We start from the raw sequence: 17,140 nt of genomic DNA, 5'->3' as shown, positions 1-17,140 counted from the left end.
GGACGGCGGAGAAGGCAGGGGGGAAGGCGTCCGCCGAGGGCGGTACGGCCGGCCGGACGGCGGCGGGCGAGGAACCGGCGGCCGGGCGGACGGCGGCGGGCGCGCCCGCGGCGAAGAAGGCCGCGGACGGCAAGGCGGCCACCGGCAGGACGGCGTCGGGCAAGACGACGGCTACGGCGAAGAAGGCGACGGGCGTGAAACCGGCGGCGGAGAAGACGGCGGCGAAAAGGACGGCGGCCAGGGAGCCGGTCACCGAGGGAGCGGCCACCGAGGGGGCGGCTGTCACCGAGGGGACGAGCGCCCGGAAGCCGGCCGCTTCGAAGACGGCCGTCCGCAAGACGGCGACGGCCGGTACGGACGCCGGGAGAGCGGCCGCCGAGAAGACCACGGGGAAGACGGAGGGGAAGGCCGGAGGGAAGACCGAGGGGAAGGCGAAGGCCGCCGGAAGGGCGGCCGGGCAGGCGGTGGCGGGCGAGGCGGCCCCAGAGACTGCGGCCTCGAAGAGGACGACGTCGAAGGGGAGGGCGTCGAAGGGGAAGGCCTCACAGGAGACGGCCGCCGGAAAGGCGGGCGGCGAGAAGGACGGCACCGGGAAGGCGGTCGCCGAGGACGCCCCCGCGGGGGCGACCCGGAAGAGCACGGCCAAGAAAGCGGGCGCGGCGCGGGCCGCGAAGCAGACGGGAGCCACGACAGTGGTTGCGAAGAAGACTCCTGGCACGGCCACGGCGGAGCAGGGCGGCGTTCCCAAGGCGCGGCTCGCCGCGGTGGAGCCCGGCGAGCTGGCGGTGCGCCCCGGCGAGGACCCCTGGACCCCGGAAGAGGTCGCGGAGGCCCGGGCCGAGCTGCTGTCCGAGGTGGAGCGGCTGCGGAACGAGATCAGCACCTCCGAGGCGTCCATCGTGGGCCTCATGCGGGACTCCGGGGACGGCGCGGGCGACGACCAGGCCGACACCGGCACGAAGAACATCACGCGCGAGCACGAGATGGCGCTGGCCGCCAACGCGCGCGAGATGCTGACCCAGAACGAGCACGCCCTGGAGCGGCTCGACGCGGGCACGTACGGCCTGTGCGAGAACTGCGGCGACCCCATCGGCAAGGCGCGCATGCAGGCCTTCCCCAGGGCCACACTCTGCGTCGAGTGCAAGCAGAAACAGGAACGCCGCTCCTGAGCACCGGGGACCGCCGGACCGTGCCGTAGTCTCGTCTCAGTCAGGCACCTAGGTTGAGGGACTCACGTGGCAGAGGCGGAGCGCATCATCGGTACGCCGGACACCCCGGACGACGGTGGCGAGCGGGCGGCGGCGGCCGGGACGACCGCCGCCCCGGACGCGTCCGGGGCGGGCGAGCGGGAGACGCCGGCGCGGCAGCGGACCGGGCGCGGACGCAGGATCGCCGTGCTGTTCGCGGTGGCCGCGTTCGCCTACGCCCTCGACCTGGTCAGCAAGCTGCTCGTGGTCGCGAAGCTGGAGCACCACGAGCCGATCCAGGTGATCGGCGACCTGCTGGAGCTGCACGCCATCCGCAACCCCGGCGCGGCCTTCGGGTTCGGCGCCGCCTTCACGGTGATCTTCACCCTGATCGCGGCCGCCGTGATCGGGGTCATCATCCGCCTGGCGCGCAAGCTCTACAGCTTCCCCTGGGCGATCGCGCTCGGTCTGCTGCTCGGTGGCGCGCTCGGCAACCTCACCGACCGCATCTTCCGGGCGCCCGGCGTCTTCGAGGGCGAGGTCGTGGACTTCATCGCGCCCAAGGGCTTCGCCGTGTTCAACCTGGCCGACTCGGCGATCGTGTGCGGCGGCATCCTGATCGTGCTGCTGTCCTTCCGCGGCCTGGATCCGGACGGCACCGTCCACAAGGACTGAGCCCCCGGGATCGTCCCCGGACCGTCCCCGCTCGGCCTGGGCTCGCGCCCGGTTGTCCACAGGCTCGTGCGGGGCCGTCGCTGCCGTCCGGCATACTCGACGGGTGAGCACGATTCCCGAGATCCGAACCCTGCCCGTGCCCGACGGCCTGGAGGGCGAGCGCGTCGACGCCGCCATCTCCCGCATGTTCGGCTTCTCCCGCACCAAGGCGGCGGATCTGGCCGCGGCCGGCAAGGTCCAGGTCGACGGGGCGGTGGTCGGCAAGTCCGAGCGGGTGCGCGGTGGCGCCTGGCTCGAGGTCGAGATGCCGCAGGCGCCCGCGCCCGTCCAGGTGGTCGCCGAACCGGTCGAGGGCATGGAGATCGTGCACGACGACGATGACGTGGTCGTGATCGTCAAGCCGGTCGGCGTGGCCGCGCACCCCTCCCCGGGCTGGAGCGGCCCGACCGTCATCGGCGGCCTCGCCGCCGCCGGGTACCGGATCTCCACCTCCGGCGCCGCCGAGCGTCAGGGCATCGTGCACCGCCTGGACGTCGGCACCTCCGGCCTGATGGTGGTCGCCAAGTCGGAGTACGCGTACACCTCGCTCAAGCGCCAGTTCAAGGAGCGCACGGTCGACAAGCGCTACCACACCCTCGTCCAGGGCCACCCGGACCCGACGAGCGGCACGATCGACGCCCCGATCGGCCGGCACCCCCACCACGACTACAAGTGGGCGGTCACGGCCGACGGCAAGCCCTCGGTGACCCACTACGACCTCATCGAGGCCTTCCGCGCCGCCTCCCTGCTCGACGTGAAGCTGGAGACCGGCCGCACCCACCAGATCCGCGTCCACATGTCCGCCCACCGCCACCCCTGCGTCGGTGACCTGACCTACGGTGCCGACCCGACCCTCGCCAAGCGGCTGGGGCTGACCCGCCAGTGGCTGCACGCCGTCCGGCTCGGCTTCGAGCACCCGGGGGACGGGCGGTGGGCCGAGTTCGAGAGCGACTACCCGGAGGACCTGCGCCAGGCCCTCGACCAGGTGCGCGAGGAGACGTACGCGTGAGCGTGCCCGTCACCGTCCGGATCGCCGAGGACCCCGCCGACCGCGAGGCGTGCTTCGCCGTCCGCAAGGAGGTCTTCGTCGCCGAACAGGGCGTTCCGCAGGACATCGAGTACGACGCGTACGACGCCGTCGCCGTCCACGTCCTCGCGGTCGGCGAGGACGGCGAGCCGCTCGGCACCGGGCGCCTGCTGTTCGGCGAGGCGGCCGCCGCCAAGACCGGCGGGGACGCGTCGGTGGGCTCGCTGGGGCGGCTCGCCGTCGTCCGCGCGGCCCGTGGGCTGGGCATCGGTGTGGCCCTGGTGCGGGCCATCGAGGAGGCGGCCGGCGCGCACGGTCTGACCGCGGTGGACCTGCACGCGCAGACCCAGGCCCTGGGCTTCTACGAGCGCCTGGGCTACGAGGCGTACGGCCCTGAGTTCCAGGACGCCGGGATTCCGCACCGGTCGATGCGGCGCGTGCTGTAGCGGAGGTCCCCCGGAACGGCCGGCGGGCGGGTGTCGTGGCAGGCTGGTGACCTGCCGTGTGATCGTCGACCCCCGGAGCGCTGGCCGTGGATCAGTTGGCCCTGTTGTTCGTGCTGCTGCTCGGGGCCCTGGTGAGCGTCCCGATCGGGGACCGGTTCGGACTGCCCGCGCCGGTGCTGATGACGCTGCTCGGCGGGGTGCTGGCGGTGGCCGACTTCGTGCCCAACGTGGACATCCCGCCCGACCTGATCCTGCCCGCCCTGCTTCCGCCCCTGCTCTACGCCGCCGTACGCCGGACCTCCTGGCGGCAGTTCGCCGCCAACAAACGGCCCATCTTCCTGCTGGCCGTCGCCCTGGTGTTCGTGACGATGCTGTGCGTGGCCGCCGTCGCCCACACGATCGTGCCGGGACTGCCGATGGCCGCCGCCCTGGCGCTGGGCGCGCTGATCGCCCCGCCCGACCCGGTCGCCGCCACGGCTGTCGCCGGGCAGCTCGGGCTGCCGCGCCGGCTGGTGTCGATCCTGGAGGGCGAGGGCCTCTTCAACGACGTCACCGCCATCGTGCTCTACCACGTGGCGATCGCCGCCGTGGTGAGCGGGGAGTTCTCCGCCTGGCGCGCGGGTCTCGACCTGGTGCTGTCCGCCGTGGTCGCGGTGGCGATCGGGCTGGTGCTCGGCTGGGGCGCGAACCGGCTGATGGACCTGCTCGGCGACCCCACCCTGCAGATCGGCCTGACCCTGCTGGTGCCCTACGCCTCCTATGTGCTGGCGGAGGTGCTGCACGGGTCCGGCGTGCTGGCCGTGCTGACCACGGCCCTCTTCCTCGCCGAGTACGCCACCGACGCCGACGACGTGATGACCCGGCTCGCCGGCCACACCTTCTGGGACATCATCGACACCCTCGTCACCGGCGTCGCCTTCGGGCTGATCGGTCTTGAGCTGCACAACGCGATCAGGACGGCGTCCGGACGCTGGGGCGAGATGGTCGGCTGGGCCGCCGCGACCGCCGGGGTCGTCGTCCTCGTCCGGCTGCTGTGGCTGCTGCCCGCGACCTGGCTGACCCAGCGGCTGCACGCCCGGCGGGACTACGACGAGGAGATCCCGGTGAGCTGGCGGGAGACCGTGGTCATGTGGTGGTCCGGGATGCGCGGGGTGGCGTCCGTGGCGCTGGCGCTGGCCATCCCGCTCAAGACCGGCGCCGGGGCGCCGTTCCCCGACCGGGACGAGATCGTCTTCATCGCCTTCGGAGTGATCATCGTCACCCTGGTGCTCCAGGGGCTGACCCTGCCGTGGCTCGTGAAGCGGCTCGGGGTGCAGGCCGACTCCGAGCGGGAGAAGGAGTTCGAGAAGGAGCTGGCCCGGCGGGCGGCGAAGGCGGCCAAGAGCAGGTTGCGGGAGATCGAGCAGGTGGAGGATCTGCCGGAGGACCTGTCCGAGCAGATGCTGCGGCGGGCCTTCGACATCGGCATCCGGATCAGCCCGGACATGGGGGAGGAGGAGCGCCGGGAGGCGCATCAGCAGCGGGCGCGGCGGCTGCGCCGGGTGCGGCGCATCCAGGGCGAGATGCTCAGCGCCGCCCGCCATGAGGTGCTGGCGGCGCGGAGCGAACCGGGGGCCGACCCGGAGATCGTGGACCGGGTGCTGCGGCACCTGGACGTACGCAGTCTGCGCTGACCGGCAGGGCAGACAGGCCGATCCCGCCCGGGGCCGGGCACGTCGCCTCACGGATCTCACGGATCGTCCAGGTCGACGGCGGCGCCGGGCGGCGGGAGCGGCGGGCGGCGGGAGCGGCGGCGCCGCTCAGCCCCGGCCCGTGCGCGGGAAGTCGTAGGCCCTGCGCAGGGTCGCGCCGTCGGGCGACGGGACGCGGCTCGGCGGGAGTACCGCGTCCGAGGTGTTCACCCGCGGCAGGGCGTACGGGTGCTCCGTCGACAGCCAGCCGATCATCTGCTCGCGGACCGTCACCCGGACCGTCCAGATGTCGTCCGCGTCCTTGGCGGTGACCAGGGCGCGAACCTGGATGGTGTTCGGGGTCGTGTCCGTCACCTGAAGGCTGTAGGCCCGGCCGTCCCACGCCGGGCACTGGCGCAGGATGTCGCGCAGCTTCTCGCGCATCGCCTCGATCGGCGCGCTGTGGTCCAGGTGCCAGTAGACGATGCCCGTCATCTGCGGGGTGCCCCGCGACCAGTTCTCGAAGGGGTTGGCGGTGAAGTAGGACACCGGCATGGTGATCCGCCGCTCGTCCCAGGTCCGCACCGTCAGGAAGGTCAGGGTGATCTCCTCGACGGTGCCCCACTCGCCGTCCACCACCACGGTGTCGCCGATGCGCACCATGTCGCCGAAGGCGATCTGCAGCCCCGCGAACATGTTGGACAGCGTCGACTGGGCGGCGACACCGGCGACGATGCCGAGGAGGCCGGCGGAGGCCAGCAGCGAGGCACCGGCGGCGCGCATCGCCGGGAAGGTGAGCAGCATCGAGGCACTGGCCACCACGATGACGATCGCGGTGACCACCCGCATGATCAGTTCCACCTGGGTGCGCACCCGGCGCACCCGGGCGGCGTCCCGGTGGACACGCGCGTAGCGGGAGTAGGAACTCTCGACGACGGCCGAGGCGATCCGGATCACCAGCCACGCGGCGGACCCGATCAGGACCAGGGTCAGCGCCTGTCCCACGGCGACCTGGTGGCGCTCCAGGAGTTCCGCCTGGTCGTACGAGCCTCGGAGCATGGCGGTGCACAGGACGAGCTGGTAGGGGATGCGGCCGCGCCGCAGCAGGCCCCACAGGGGTGTCTCGGAATCTCGTTCGTCGGCCTTGCGCAGCAGCCGGTCGGTGGCCCACCCGACAGCGAGGGTGAGCAGCACCGTGCTGCCGAGCACGATCAAAGGTCGAAGCACGTTCTCCATCCTGCGCACCTAACCGGACTCGGTGGTTCATGAACATGTGAGTTCCGGCGACGGATGGGTACGGCCGCGGTTCGGCCCTGTCGGACCGGGCTGGCACCATGGCCTCATGAACATCATGCTCTTTCACTCGACGTACGGGCTCGGGCCCGCGGTGCGCGAGGCCGCGGACCGGCTGCGCGCGGCGGGCCACGAGGTGTGGACGCCGGACCTCTTCGAGGGGCGCACGTTCGACACGGTCGAGCAGGGCATGGAGTTCGAGGAGCGGACCGGCAAGGAGGAGCTGCTGAAGCGTGCCGTGCTGGCGGCCGCGCCCTACTCCGAGCGCGGGCTGGTGTACGCGGGGTTCTCGCTCGGCGCCTCCGTCGCCCAGACGCTCGCGCTCGGCGACGAGCGGGCCCGTGGCCTGCTGCTCCTGCACGGCACGTCGGACATCGCGCCGAACGCCCAGGTGGACGGGCTGCCGGTGCAGCTGCACGTGGCCGAGCCCGACCCGTTCGAGACGGACGACTGGCTGAGCGCCTGGTACCTCCAGATGGGCAGGGCGGGCGCGGATGTCGAGGTCTACCGGTACGCCGGGGCCGGCCACCTCTACACCGACCCCGCGCTGCCTGACTACGACGAGGAGGCCGCCGAGGCCACCTGGCGGGTGGCTCTCGGCTTCCTCGATGGCCTGGGCCACGTGTGAGTGGGTCAGACCGGCTGTTCGGATCCGGCTACCGCTGCTGTGCGCCGACCACTGCTGTTGTGCAGGGGCGGAACCTCAGCCAGGGAAGCACTCCTTGGGTGGGTGCACCAGCGACTCGAAGTGCCCGGAGTACACCCACGTCGTCGGCTTTGAGTTGTACAGCCTGAACCACAGGGCCCCCGAGGGGGTCTTCGTGGTCGAGCACTGTATCTCCAGGGTCGTCTTGAACGGCATTGTGCGGAACTTGTGCGACGAGGAGGTGGGCTGCGCGTAGAGGGGGGCACCGTGGGTGTCCAGCACAGTCAGATTGACGAATGCCGGTGCCGCTGAGGCCTCCTGCGCCTGCGCGGCGCAGGCCAGCCCAGCGAGGGTCATGGCAGCCGCGATCGTCGCGGTCTTCTTCAAGGCACCTTGGGGGGTGGCCACGTGTCTCCTTTTTCAGGTTAGTTGACGAAATGTCAACTATGCGTATTGTCGTAAGTATTATCGCACTGCATCGACCAACTCACCATTGAATAAGGTGCGTCGGCGCACTCAGCGGTCCGTGGGCCGATCACACCGGGTCGTAGGTGCGCTCGATCTTCTGGGTGCCGCTGCGGGTGCGGTAGGAGCGGACCCAGGCGGAGGTGGCGTGCGCGTTCGTGCGGTCGGACAGGACGTAGTAGTCCATCTGCGTGCGGTCCGCGGTGATGTCCAGGACGCCGTAGCCGTGGCGGTCGGTGTCCACCCAGTGGACGTGCCGGTTGGCGGCCTTGATGACCGGCGCGGCGATCGCGGAGACGGTGCCCTCGGGGACCTTCATGATGTCGTCGAGGTTGTCGGAGGTCACCGAGGTGACCACGAACTCGGTGGCCGCCGAGGCCGACAGCGGGTAGGTGCCCGCGTCCACCGGCACGTCGTTGGCCCACGCCATGTGGATGTCACCGGTCAGGAAGACGGTGTTGCCGATGGCGTTGGAGCGCAGGTGGGCCAGCAGCTCGCGGCGGTCGTCGGTGTAGCCGTCCCACTGGTCGGTGTTGGCGGCGATGCCCTCCTGCGGCAACCCGAGCAGCTTGGCGAGCGGCTTGAACAGGTCGGCGGAGAGCGAGCCGAAGGAGAACGGCGAGATCATCACCGAGTTGCCGACCAGCCGCCACTTGGTGTCGGAGGCGGACAGGTTCGCCTTCAGCCAGTCGAGCTGGGCGCGGCCGGTGATCGTACGGTCCGGGTCGTCCACCGAGCCGCTGGCCGTCGAGGCCTGCTGGGAGCGGAAGGAGCGCAGGTCCAGCAGGGAGAGGTCGGCGAGCTTGCCGAAACGCAGCCGGCGGTAGGTGGTGCCGGCGACGGCGGGACGGACCGGCATCCACTCGAAGTAGGCCTGCTTGGCGGCGGCCTGCCGGGCCGTCCAGGTGCCCTCGGCGCCCTCGGTGTGGTTGACCGCGCCGCCCGACCAGGCGTTGTCGGCGAACTCATGGTCGTCCCAGATCGCGATGACCGGCGCCTTCAGGTGCAGCGCCTGAAGGTCGGGGTCGGTCTTGTACTTGGCGTGCCGGATCCGGTAGTCGGCGAGGGTGAGGATCTCGTTCGCGGGGGCGTGCGGACGGACCACGGTGCCGCGGGCCGCGTACTCGCCCGACTTGTACTCGTAGATGTAGTCACCCAGGTGCAGCCACGCGTCGAGGTCGTTGCGGGCCGCGAGGTGGCGGTAGGCGGAGAAGTAGCCCGCCTCCCAGTTGGCGCAGGAGACCACACCGAAGCGCAGACCTGCGACGGCGGCGTCCGCCGCCGGCGCGGTGCGGGTGCGCGCCGCCGGGGAGTCCGTGCCGCCGGCCGAGAACCGGAACCAGTAGTCGGTGGCCGGCTGCAGGCCGCGGATGTCCGCCTTGACGGTGTGGTCGGAGGCGGCCGTCGCCGTCATGGAGCCCTTGGCGACGATGCTGGTGAACGCCTTGTCCCGAGCGACGGTCCAGCTCACCTCGGTGTCCGGGCCGACGCCGGAGCCGGGCAGTGCCTCCGGGACGGGGGTCACCCGGGTCCACAGCAGGACGCCGTCGGGCAGCGGGTCGCCGGACGCGACGCCGTGCAGGAAGGCGGGGGCCTGGTCGGCCGCGCGCGCCGGAAGGGTGGCGGCGAGCGGGCCGGCCAGCACAGCCGTCGCCGCCGCGGCCTTGACGACCGTACGGCGGCGGGGCGAGGGGAAGTTGAGGGCCTGGTGGGCCTCGGAAGATCTGTATCGACTGGTCACGACCGATCAGGTTACTGATCGGTATGCGCGCGAGTGGGCGAACTTCGAAAGTTCGCCCACTCTTCACGCGGCGCTCGTCACCGGGCGGGATCAGCCCTTGAGAGCCGCGTCCACCACCTTGTTGAACTCCTCGACCGTCCATGGCCGGTTGGGGTCAGAGGTCGTGAGCTTCTTGCCGTCCATCACGAAGCTCGGGGTGCCGCTCACCCCGTCCTTGTTGTCGTCGAAGGTCTTCGACATGGCCATCGCCCAGGCGTCGTAGGTGCCCTTCTTGACCGCGTCCTGGAACTTCGCGTTGCCCTTGAGTGCGGGGACGGTGTCGGCGACCTTGATGAGGTAGCTGTCGTCCTTGAACTTGTCGGTCTGCTCGTCCGGGTGCCACTTGGCGGAGTACAGCGCCGTCTTGTACTCGAGGAAGGCCTCGGGGCTGACGTTCAGCGCCGCGCCGAGGGCGCTCAGCGAGTTCTTGGAGCCCTCGCCGTTGTCGTGGTTGTCGATGAAGGTGGCACCGACGTACTGGATCTTGAACTTGCCGTCGTCGAGGTCCTTCTTCACCGTCGTGCCGACCGTCTGCTCGAACTGGGCGCACACGGGGCAGCGCGGGTCCTCGTAGACCTTCAGGGTCTTCTTGGCGGTGTCCTTGCCGAGGACGACGGTGGTGCCCTTCGTGCCCGCGGTGTTGGCCGGGGCGACGACGGAGGCGTCCTTCAGGCCCTCCCAGTAGCTGGGCTTGTTCATCTGCACGACCGCGTAGCCGATACCGCCGGCCGCGGCCAGCACGGCCACGACCGAACCGGCCACGATCAGCTGCCGCCTGGCCTTGTCGCGCTTGGCCTGCCGCTCGCGCTCCTGGCGCAGCCGCTCCCGGGCCGCCGTCTTCGCCGCCTGGTTGTTCCGCTTGCTCATGGTGGTGATCTCCATAGGGGACGCGCACATGCCGTACGCGGGATACGTGTGGGGGACTGGTCGTGCTCAGCCGAGAGCCGAGGAGCACGGCGGTCCACGCCGTCCCAGGGAGTGCACGAGGAGCCGGTCACGGGCGGACGCCGGCCGGGGTGACGGGTTCGGCAGCCGGCGCACGGGCGAGAGCCGCGCGGACCGGGCGGCCGCAGCGAGGGAGAGCGGCCGGAAGGTGGTGGCGGTGACCGCGCGCAGCAGCTGCACCAGGGCGCGCTCGCCCCGGCGCAGCCAGGCGGCGGCCAGCAGGCCCACGCCCACGTGCGCGGCGAGCAGCAGCCAGGCGGCGGCCGGGTCGGCGTGCGCGAGCAGTCCGTCCGTGTGGCCCTGGCCGCCGGTGACCTGGGCCAGCGGGGTGCCGACGGCACCGCCCTGGCACAGCACGTCGAACCCGAAGGCGCGCAGCGGTCCGGCGACCGGGCCGCCCGCCCTGCCGTAGCAGGCGTGCTGGCCGGTGGTGAACACGGTGTCCGCGGCCAGCTCCAGCGGGACCAGCAGCGCGGCGATGCGGCCGAAACCGCGCTCGCGGCCCGCCAGCGCGTACGCGGTCAGGAACACCCCGGTGGCGACCGCGGCCACGGTCGCCACCGGCAGCGGGGCCCTGGACAGCAGGACGTGCGACGCGGTGCTGACCGTCACGACCACGGCCGTGAACAGCGCCGCGCGCACGGCTCTGAGGTGGGTCCCGGATATGTCCATAGCGAGACAAGAGTCTGACACGTGCGCGGTTAAGGGACCCCTAAAGGATGCCTGTGAAGAGGCGGAGGTTACAGCCCCGGGATCCGGCCGTTGCGGAAGAGGTCGACGAAGATCTGGTGGTCGGCACGCGCGCGTGCGCCGTAGCGGTGCGCGAAGTCCACCAGCAGGGGGCCGAAGCCCTCCTCGTCGGCGGCGAGGGCCGCGTCGATGGCCCGCTCGGTGGAGAACGGCACCAGCGACTCCCCGGAGGTGTCGTCCGCCGCCGCGTGCATCGTGGCCGTGGCCCGGCCCAGGTCGGCGACGACGGCCGCGATCTCCTCCGGGTCGTCGATGTCGCCCCAGTCCAGGTCGACGGCGTACGGGGAGATCTCGGCGACCAGCTGGCCCGCGCCGTCCAGCTCGGTCCACCCCAGCCACGGGTCGGCGTGCGCCTGGAGGGCGCGCTGGGAGATCACCGTGCGGTGCCCCTCGTGCTGGAAGTACCCGGCGATCGCCGGGTCCGTGATGTGCCGGGAGACGGCCGGGGTCTGGGCCTGCTTGATGTAGATCACGACATCGTTCTCCAGGGCGTCGCTGGAGCCCTCCAGGAGGATGTTGTACGAGGGCAGGCCGGCCGACCCGATGCCGATGCCCCGGCGGCCCACGACATCCTTCACGCGGTAGGAGTCGGGGCGGGCCAGCGAGGCGTCCGGCAGCGTCTCCAGGTACCCGTCGAAGGCGGCCAGCACCTTGTAGCGGGTGGCCGCGTCCAGCTCGATGGAGCCGCCGCCCGGCGCGAAGCGGCGCTCGAAGTCGCGGATCTCGGTCATCGAGTCCAGCAGCTCGAAGCGGGTCAGCGAGCGGGCGTCACGCAGCGCGTCCAGCAGCGGGCCCTGCGCGCTGTCCAGGGTGAACGGCGGCACCTCGTCGCTCTTGGCGCCCGTGGCGAGTGCGTGGATCCGCTCGCGGTAGGCGGCCGCGTAGATCGTCACCAGCTCGGTGATCTGCTCGTCGCTCAGTGCCTTCGCGTAGCCGATGAGCGCGACGGAGGCGGAGAAGCGCTTGAGGTCCCAGGTGAAGGGGCCGACGTAGGCCTCGTCGAAGTCGTTGACGTTGAAGACCAGGCGCCCGTTGGAGTCCATGTAGGTGCCGAAGTTCTCGGCGTGCAGGTCGCCGTGGATCCACACCCGTGAGGTGCGGTCGTCCAGGTACGGGCCGCCGCGCTTCTCGGCGTCGATGTCGTGGTAGAAGAGCGCGGCCGTCCCCCGGTAGAACGCGAAGGCCGAGGCGGCCATCTTCCGGAACTTCACCCGGAACGCGGCCGGGTCGGCGGCGAGGAGCCGGCCGAAGGCGGTGTCGAAGACGGCGAGGATCTCCTCGCCGCGCTGCTCGTCGTTGAGCTGGGGGACCGACATCGCGGGGTGCCTCCTGGTACAGGACGGGTGGTGCATGAACGTGCGTGTACGGGTACGACAGCGCTTCCGCCGTCTCCAACGGGCGACGCCACGCGGGAGTGCCCGGTTCCCGCATGAAGGTACGGGCACGCGGCCCGCGTGTGTCAGTGCCGGGGCATAGACTTCGACGCTGTCCCCCAGACTGTCCGCAGTCGCTCCGCAGCCGGTCGGAAGATCGTCGACGCCCGTTTTCCTTGGAGGCCGAAACCGTGTCGAAGCCGCCCTTCACGCACCTGCACGTCCACACCCAGTACTCGCTGCTGGACGGTGCCGCGCGGCTCAAGGACATGTTCGAGGCCTGCAACGAGATGGGCATGACGCACATCGCGATGTCCGACCACGGCAACCTCCACGGGGCGTACGACTTCTTCCACAGCGCGAAGAAAGCCGGGATCACCCCGATCATCGGGATCGAGGCGTATGTCGCCCCCGAGTCCCGGCGCAACAAGCGCAAGATCCTGTGGGGCCAGCCGCACCAGAAGCGGGACGACATCTCCGGCTCCGGCGGTTACACCCACAAGACGATGTGGGCGGTGGACCGGACCGGTCTGCACAACCTCTTCCGGCTCTCCTCCGACGCCTACGCCGAGGGCTGGCTGCAGAAGTGGCCCCGGATGGACAAGGAGACCATCGCCCAGTGGTCCGAGGGCATCGTCGCCTCCACCGGCTGTCCCTCCGGCGAGGTGCAGACCCGGCTCCGCCTCGGCCACTTCGACGAAGCCCTCAAGGCAGCCGCCGACTACCAGGACATCTTCGGCAAGGACCGGTACTTCCTGGAGCTGATGGACCACGGCATCGAGATCGAGCGCCGGGTCCGCGACGGCCTGCTGGAGATCGGCAAGAAGCTCGGCATCCCCCCGCTGGTCACCAACGACTCGCACTACACCTACGCGCACGAGGCGGGTGCCCACGACGCCCTGCTGTGCATCCAGACCGGCAAGAACCTCTCCGACCCGGACCGCTTCAAGTTCGACGGCACCGGCTACTACCTGAAGTCCACGGACGAGATGTACGCCATCGACTCCTCGGACGCCTGGCAGGAGGGCTGCGCCAACACCCTCCTCGTGGCCGAGATGGTCGACACCACCGGCATGTTCGAGGCGAAGAACCTCATGCCGAAGTTCGACATCCCCGACGGCTACACCGAGGTGACCTGGTTCAAGGAGGAGGTCCGCCGCGGCATGGAGCGCCGCTTCCCCGGCGGCATCCCCGAGGACCGCCAGAAGCAGGCCGACTACGAGATGGACGTCATCATCCAGATGGGGTTCCCGGGCTACTTCCTCGTGGTCGCCGACTTCATCATGTGGGCCAAGAACAACGGCATCGCGGTCGGCCCCGGCCGAGGCTCCGCGGCCGGCTCGATCGTCGCCTACGCGATGGGCATCACCGACCTCGACCCGATCCCGCACGGCCTGATCTTCGAGCGCTTCCTCAACCCCGAGCGCGTCTCCATGCCCGATGTCGACATCGACTTCGACGAGCGCCGGCGCGTCGAGGTGATCCGGTACGTGACCGAGAAGTACGGCGCCGACAAGGTCGCCATGATCGGCACCTACGGCAAGATCAAGGCCAAGAACGCGATCAAGGACTCCGCGCGCGTCCTGGGCTACCCGTACGCCATGGGCGACCGGCTCACCAAGGCGATGCCCGCCGACGTCCTCGGCAAGGGCATCGACCTGAACGGCATCACCGACCCGTCGCACCCGCGCTACAGCGAGGCGGGCGAGATCCGGGCGATGTACGAGAACGAGCCGGACGTGAAGAAGGTCATCGACACCGCCAAGGGCGTGGAGGGCCTGGTCCGGCAGATGGGCGTGCACGCCGCCGGCGTGATCATGTCCAGCGAGACCATCACCGAGCACGTCCCGGTCTGGGTCAGGCACACCGACGGCGTGACCATCACCCAGTGGGACTATCCGAGCTGCGAGTCGCTCGGCCTGCTGAAGATGGACTTCCTCGGCCTGCGCAACCTCACGATCATGGACGACGCGGTCAAGATGGTGAAGGCCAACAAGGGCCTCGACATCGACCTGCTGTCCCTGCCGCTCGACGACCCCACGACCTTCGAGCTCCTCCAGCGCGGCGACACCCTCGGCGTCTTCCAGTTCGACGGCGGCCCCATGCGCTCGCTGCTGCGGCTGATGAAGCCCGACAACTTCGAGGACATCTCCGCCGTCTCCGCGCTCTACCGTCCGGGCCCGATGGGCATGGACTCGCACACCAACTACGCGCTGCGCAAGAACAAGCTCCAGGAGATCACCCCGATCCACAAGGAGCTGGCGGAGCCCCTGGAAGAGGTCCTCGCCGTCACCTACGGCCTGATCGTGTACCAGGAGCAGGTGCAGAAGGCCGCCCAGATCATCGCGGGCTACTCGCTCGGCGAGGCCGACATCCTCCGCCGTGTCATGGGCAAGAAGAAGCCCGACGAACTGGCCAAGAACTTCACGATCTTCCAGGCGGGCGCCCAGAAGAACGGCTACAGCGACGAGGCCATCCAGGCCCTGTGGGACGTGCTGGTCCCCTTCGCCGGCTACGCGTTCAACAAGGCGCACTCCGCCGCGTACGGCCTGGTGTCCTACTGGACCGCCTATCTCAAGGCGAACTACCCCGCCGAGTACATGGCCGCGCTGCTGACCTCCGTCAAGGACGACAAGGACAAGTCGGCGGTCTACCTCAACGAGTGCCGCCGCATGGGCATCAAGGTGCTCCCGCCGAACGTCAACGAGTCCGAGTCCAACTTCGCCGCCCAGGGCGACGACGTGATCCTCTTCGGTCTCTCCGCGGTCCGCAACGTCGGCACCAACGTCGTCGAGTCGATCATCAAGTGCCGCAAGGCCAAGGGGAAGTACGCCTCCTTCCCCGACTACCTCGACAAGGTCGACGCCGTCGTCTGCAACAAGCGCACCACGGAATCGCTGATCAAGGCCGGCGCCTTCGACGAGATGGGCCACACCCGCAAGGGACTCACCGCCCAGTACGAGCCGATGATCGACAACGTCGTCGCGGTCAAGCGCAAGGAGGCCGAGGGGCAGTTCGACCTCTTCGGCGGCATGGGCGAGGAGACCGGCAGCGAACCCGGCTTCGGGCTCGACGTGGAGTTCACCACCGACGAGTGGGACAAGACCTATCTGCTCGCCCAGGAGCGGGAGATGCTCGGTCTCTACGTCTCCGACCACCCCCTCTTCGGCCTGGAACACGTCCTCGCCGACAAGGCCGACGCGGGCATCTCCCAGCTCACCGGCGGCGAGCACGCCGACGGCGCGGTCGTCACCATCGGCGGCATCATCTCGGGCCTCCAGCGCAAGATGACCAAGCAGGGCAACGCCTGGGCCATCGCGACCGTGGAGGACCTCGCCGGCTCCATCGAGTGCATGTTCTTCCCGGCGACCTACCAGCTCATCTCGACCCAACTCGTCGAGGACGCGGTGGTGTTCGTCAAGGGCCGCCTCGACAAGCGGGAGGACGTGCCGCGGCTCGTCGCCATGGAGCTGATGGTCCCCGACCTCTCCAACGCCGGCACCAACGCGCCCGTGATCCTCACCATCCCGGCCACCAGGGTCACCCCGCCCATGGTCAGCCGCCTCGGCGAGATCCTCAGCCACCACAAGGGCGACAGCGAGGTCCGCATCAAGCTCCAGGGCCCCCGCAAGACCACCGTGCTGCGCCTCGACCGGCACCGGGTCAAGCCGGACCCGGCGCTGTTCGGTGACCTGAAGGTGCTGCTCGGCCCGTCCTGCCTCGCGGGCTGAGCGGATGCAGCGAGAAGGGGCGCACCCGGCAGGGATGCGCCCCTTCTGCGTGCCTGGGCAGCAACTGCCCAGTGTGTGGAGCTGTTTAGTTGTGGCCGAAGCTCTTCTGCTTCTTACGAGCGGCATCCGACGGGCTGCCCGGCACGTGCGCCATCGAGGACTCGTGGTCCTCCGCCGGTCGCTGCGCGCGCTCCTGTCCGTGCTCGTTCTGCGGAGCGCGGTTCTGGGGGCCGGACTGCTTGCGGTTCTTGTTCTTGGCCATGGTGATCTGCCTCCTGAAGGGGATCTAGGGGCCAGGGCCGGCTTCAGATTCACATATGCCGACAACGCGCGCATGTCGGATAATTACCGTGTGTGACAGGGCAGGTGGGCGGACGGGAGCCGCAAACGCCACGCCGAAGATCGAGTTCGGGCCGTTAACCCCCGCGGGGTCGGGCAGACTCGAAGGAAGTCCGAAGCAAAACCTCCCGGGAAGAGGGTGAGTCGCGTGGACCGCTGCATCGTCCTGGTGGACGCCGGATATCTGCTGGGTGCCGCCGCCAGCCTTCTTGCCGGCGAGCCCTCCCGGTCCCGGATCACCGTCGACCACACGGCGCTCATCCAGGGACTGCGCGAGCGCGCGGAGGTGGAGACCGAGCGGCCGCTGCTGCGCATCTACTGGTTCGACGGCGCTCCCGACCGGGTACCCCAGCCGGAGCATCGCCGGCTGCGCGTCATGCCCCGCGTCACCGTCCGCCTCGGCGCCCTCACGCGCAGCGACGGGCGCTGGGCGCAGAAGGGCGTGGACGCCGCCATGCACGCCGAACTGACCGAGCTGGCCCGCAACCGCGCCTGCTCCGACGTCGTCCTGGTCACCGGCGACGGCGACCTGCTGCCCGGCATGATGGCCGCCAAGGAACACGGCGTCGCCGTCCACCTGTGGGCCGTACAGGCCGCCGACGGGGACTACAACCAGTCCGAGGACCTGGTCGCCGAGGCCGACGAGCGGCGCGTGCTGGACCGGGCCTGGATCACCCAGGCGGTCCGCGCCAAGGAGCTGACCGGCGTCTGCGCCCCGCAGCCCGTGCCCCGCCCCGAGATCGCCGCGATCCTCTCCGCCCCCCTGCCGGAGTC

The 17,140-nt window shown here is 70.3% G+C and carries 15 protein-coding genes and 1 pseudogene; 8 read left to right on the top strand and 8 right to left on the bottom strand.

The features are described from left to right. Window positions 1-688 (bottom strand): annotated as a pseudogene (locus tag V7E45_RS29535) (hypothetical protein); the annotation flags it as partial. A gap of 4 nt (window positions 689-692) precedes the next feature. Between V7E45_RS29535 and V7E45_RS29530 the strand changes: the two are divergent. The 5 genes from V7E45_RS29530 (at window position 693) to V7E45_RS29510 (ending at window position 5,047) form a co-directional block, all read left to right on the top strand. Beyond that, window positions 693-1,169, top strand: coding sequence for a TraR/DksA family transcriptional regulator (locus V7E45_RS29530; protein ID WP_333777256.1), 477 nt, complete (start codon window positions 693-695; stop codon window positions 1,167-1,169). Between the two features lie 66 nt (window positions 1,170-1,235). After that, window positions 1,236-1,862 (top strand): signal peptidase II, encoded by a 627-nt coding sequence (lspA, locus tag V7E45_RS29525; protein WP_333777255.1) that lies wholly within the window; start codon window positions 1,236-1,238, stop codon window positions 1,860-1,862. Between the two features lie 103 nt (window positions 1,863-1,965). Continuing rightward, window positions 1,966-2,910 (top strand): RluA family pseudouridine synthase, encoded by a 945-nt coding sequence (locus V7E45_RS29520; protein WP_333777254.1) that lies wholly within the window; start codon window positions 1,966-1,968, stop codon window positions 2,908-2,910. Beyond that, complete coding sequence (locus V7E45_RS29515; protein ID WP_333777253.1) at window positions 2,907-3,374, top strand: GNAT family N-acetyltransferase; 468 nt, start codon at window positions 2,907-2,909, stop codon at window positions 3,372-3,374. Before V7E45_RS29520 ends, V7E45_RS29515 begins: the two co-directional genes overlap by 4 nt. Before the next feature lie 86 nt (window positions 3,375-3,460). Continuing rightward, a complete protein-coding gene (locus V7E45_RS29510; RefSeq protein WP_333777252.1) occupies window positions 3,461-5,047 on the top strand; it encodes a Na+/H+ antiporter in 1,587 nt (528 codons plus the stop codon). Window positions 5,048-5,173: 126 nt separating this feature from the next. Here V7E45_RS29510 and V7E45_RS29505 read toward each other — a convergent pair whose 3' ends face one another. Beyond that, window positions 5,174-6,280 carry a mechanosensitive ion channel family protein gene (locus tag V7E45_RS29505; RefSeq protein WP_333777251.1) on the bottom strand — a complete coding sequence of 369 codons (1,107 nt, stop codon included), beginning with the start codon at window positions 6,278-6,280 and terminating at the stop codon, window positions 5,174-5,176. Window positions 6,281-6,386: 106 nt separating this feature from the next. Here V7E45_RS29505 and V7E45_RS29500 point away from each other — a divergent pair, with 106 nt between their 5' ends. Then, window positions 6,387-6,965, top strand: a complete 579-nt coding sequence (locus V7E45_RS29500) for a dienelactone hydrolase family protein (RefSeq protein WP_333777249.1) — start codon at window positions 6,387-6,389, stop codon at window positions 6,963-6,965. 75 nt (window positions 6,966-7,040) lie between these two features. Here V7E45_RS29500 and V7E45_RS29495 read toward each other — a convergent pair whose 3' ends face one another. From V7E45_RS29495 to V7E45_RS29475, 5 genes are all read right to left on the bottom strand, one after another. Continuing rightward, the gene (locus V7E45_RS29495; protein ID WP_333777248.1) at window positions 7,041-7,391 is read right to left on the bottom strand and encodes a hypothetical protein; all 351 of its coding nucleotides are present in this window, start codon (window positions 7,389-7,391) and stop codon (window positions 7,041-7,043) included. A gap of 127 nt (window positions 7,392-7,518) precedes the next feature. Beyond that, complete coding sequence (locus V7E45_RS29490; RefSeq protein ID WP_333777247.1) at window positions 7,519-9,189, bottom strand: alkaline phosphatase D family protein; 1,671 nt, start codon at window positions 9,187-9,189, stop codon at window positions 7,519-7,521. Between the two features lie 90 nt (window positions 9,190-9,279). Beyond that, entirely contained in the window at window positions 9,280-10,095 is an 816-nt protein-coding gene (locus V7E45_RS29485; RefSeq protein ID WP_333777246.1) for a thioredoxin domain-containing protein, read from the bottom strand. Window positions 10,096-10,161: 66 nt separating this feature from the next. Beyond that, the gene (locus V7E45_RS29480) at window positions 10,162-10,845 is read right to left on the bottom strand and encodes a hypothetical protein (RefSeq protein ID WP_333777245.1); all 684 of its coding nucleotides are present in this window, start codon (window positions 10,843-10,845) and stop codon (window positions 10,162-10,164) included. A gap of 68 nt (window positions 10,846-10,913) precedes the next feature. Continuing rightward, window positions 10,914-12,239 carry a DUF2252 domain-containing protein gene (locus V7E45_RS29475; protein WP_333777244.1) on the bottom strand — a complete coding sequence of 442 codons (1,326 nt, stop codon included), beginning with the start codon at window positions 12,237-12,239 and terminating at the stop codon, window positions 10,914-10,916. A 248-nt stretch (window positions 12,240-12,487) separates the two neighbouring features. Here V7E45_RS29475 and dnaE point away from each other — a divergent pair, with 248 nt between their 5' ends. Continuing rightward, window positions 12,488-16,027 (top strand): DNA polymerase III subunit alpha, encoded by a 3,540-nt coding sequence (gene dnaE / locus V7E45_RS29470; protein ID WP_333777243.1) that lies wholly within the window; start codon window positions 12,488-12,490, stop codon window positions 16,025-16,027. 85 nt (window positions 16,028-16,112) lie between these two features. Here dnaE and V7E45_RS29465 read toward each other — a convergent pair whose 3' ends face one another. Further along, window positions 16,113-16,289: a hypothetical protein gene (locus V7E45_RS29465; protein ID WP_333777242.1), complete on the bottom strand. Its 177-nt coding sequence runs from the start codon at window positions 16,287-16,289 to the stop codon at window positions 16,113-16,115. A gap of 225 nt (window positions 16,290-16,514) precedes the next feature. Between V7E45_RS29465 and V7E45_RS29460 the strand changes: the two genes are divergently transcribed. Then, window positions 16,515-17,140 (top strand): NYN domain-containing protein (locus V7E45_RS29460; protein ID WP_333777241.1); only part of this gene is annotated, 626 nt, incomplete at its 3' end.

It is taken from the genome of Streptomyces sp. IBSBF 3136 (genome assembly GCF_036815105.1).
Lineage (GTDB): Bacteria > Actinomycetota > Actinomycetes > Streptomycetales > Streptomycetaceae > Streptomyces.
The sequence above is the reverse complement of the archived record's forward strand: the minus strand, read 5'-3'. Positions and strand labels throughout refer to the sequence as shown.

Coding starts and splice junctions, on each gene's coding strand:
- V7E45_RS29505 (WP_333777251.1), bottom strand. CDS start 6,280: ATGGAGAACGTGCTTCGACCTTTGATCGTGCTCGGCAGCACGGTGCTG.
- V7E45_RS29500 (WP_333777249.1), top strand. CDS start 6,387: ATGAACATCATGCTCTTTCACTCGACGTACGGGCTCGGGCCCGCGGTG.
- V7E45_RS29485 (WP_333777246.1), bottom strand. CDS start 10,095: ATGAGCAAGCGGAACAACCAGGCGGCGAAGACGGCGGCCCGGGAGCGG.
- V7E45_RS29480 (WP_333777245.1), bottom strand. CDS start 10,845: ATGGACATATCCGGGACCCACCTCAGAGCCGTGCGCGCGGCGCTGTTC.
- V7E45_RS29475 (WP_333777244.1), bottom strand. CDS start 12,239: ATGTCGGTCCCCCAGCTCAACGACGAGCAGCGCGGCGAGGAGATCCTC.
- V7E45_RS29465 (WP_333777242.1), bottom strand. CDS start 16,289: ATGGCCAAGAACAAGAACCGCAAGCAGTCCGGCCCCCAGAACCGCGCT.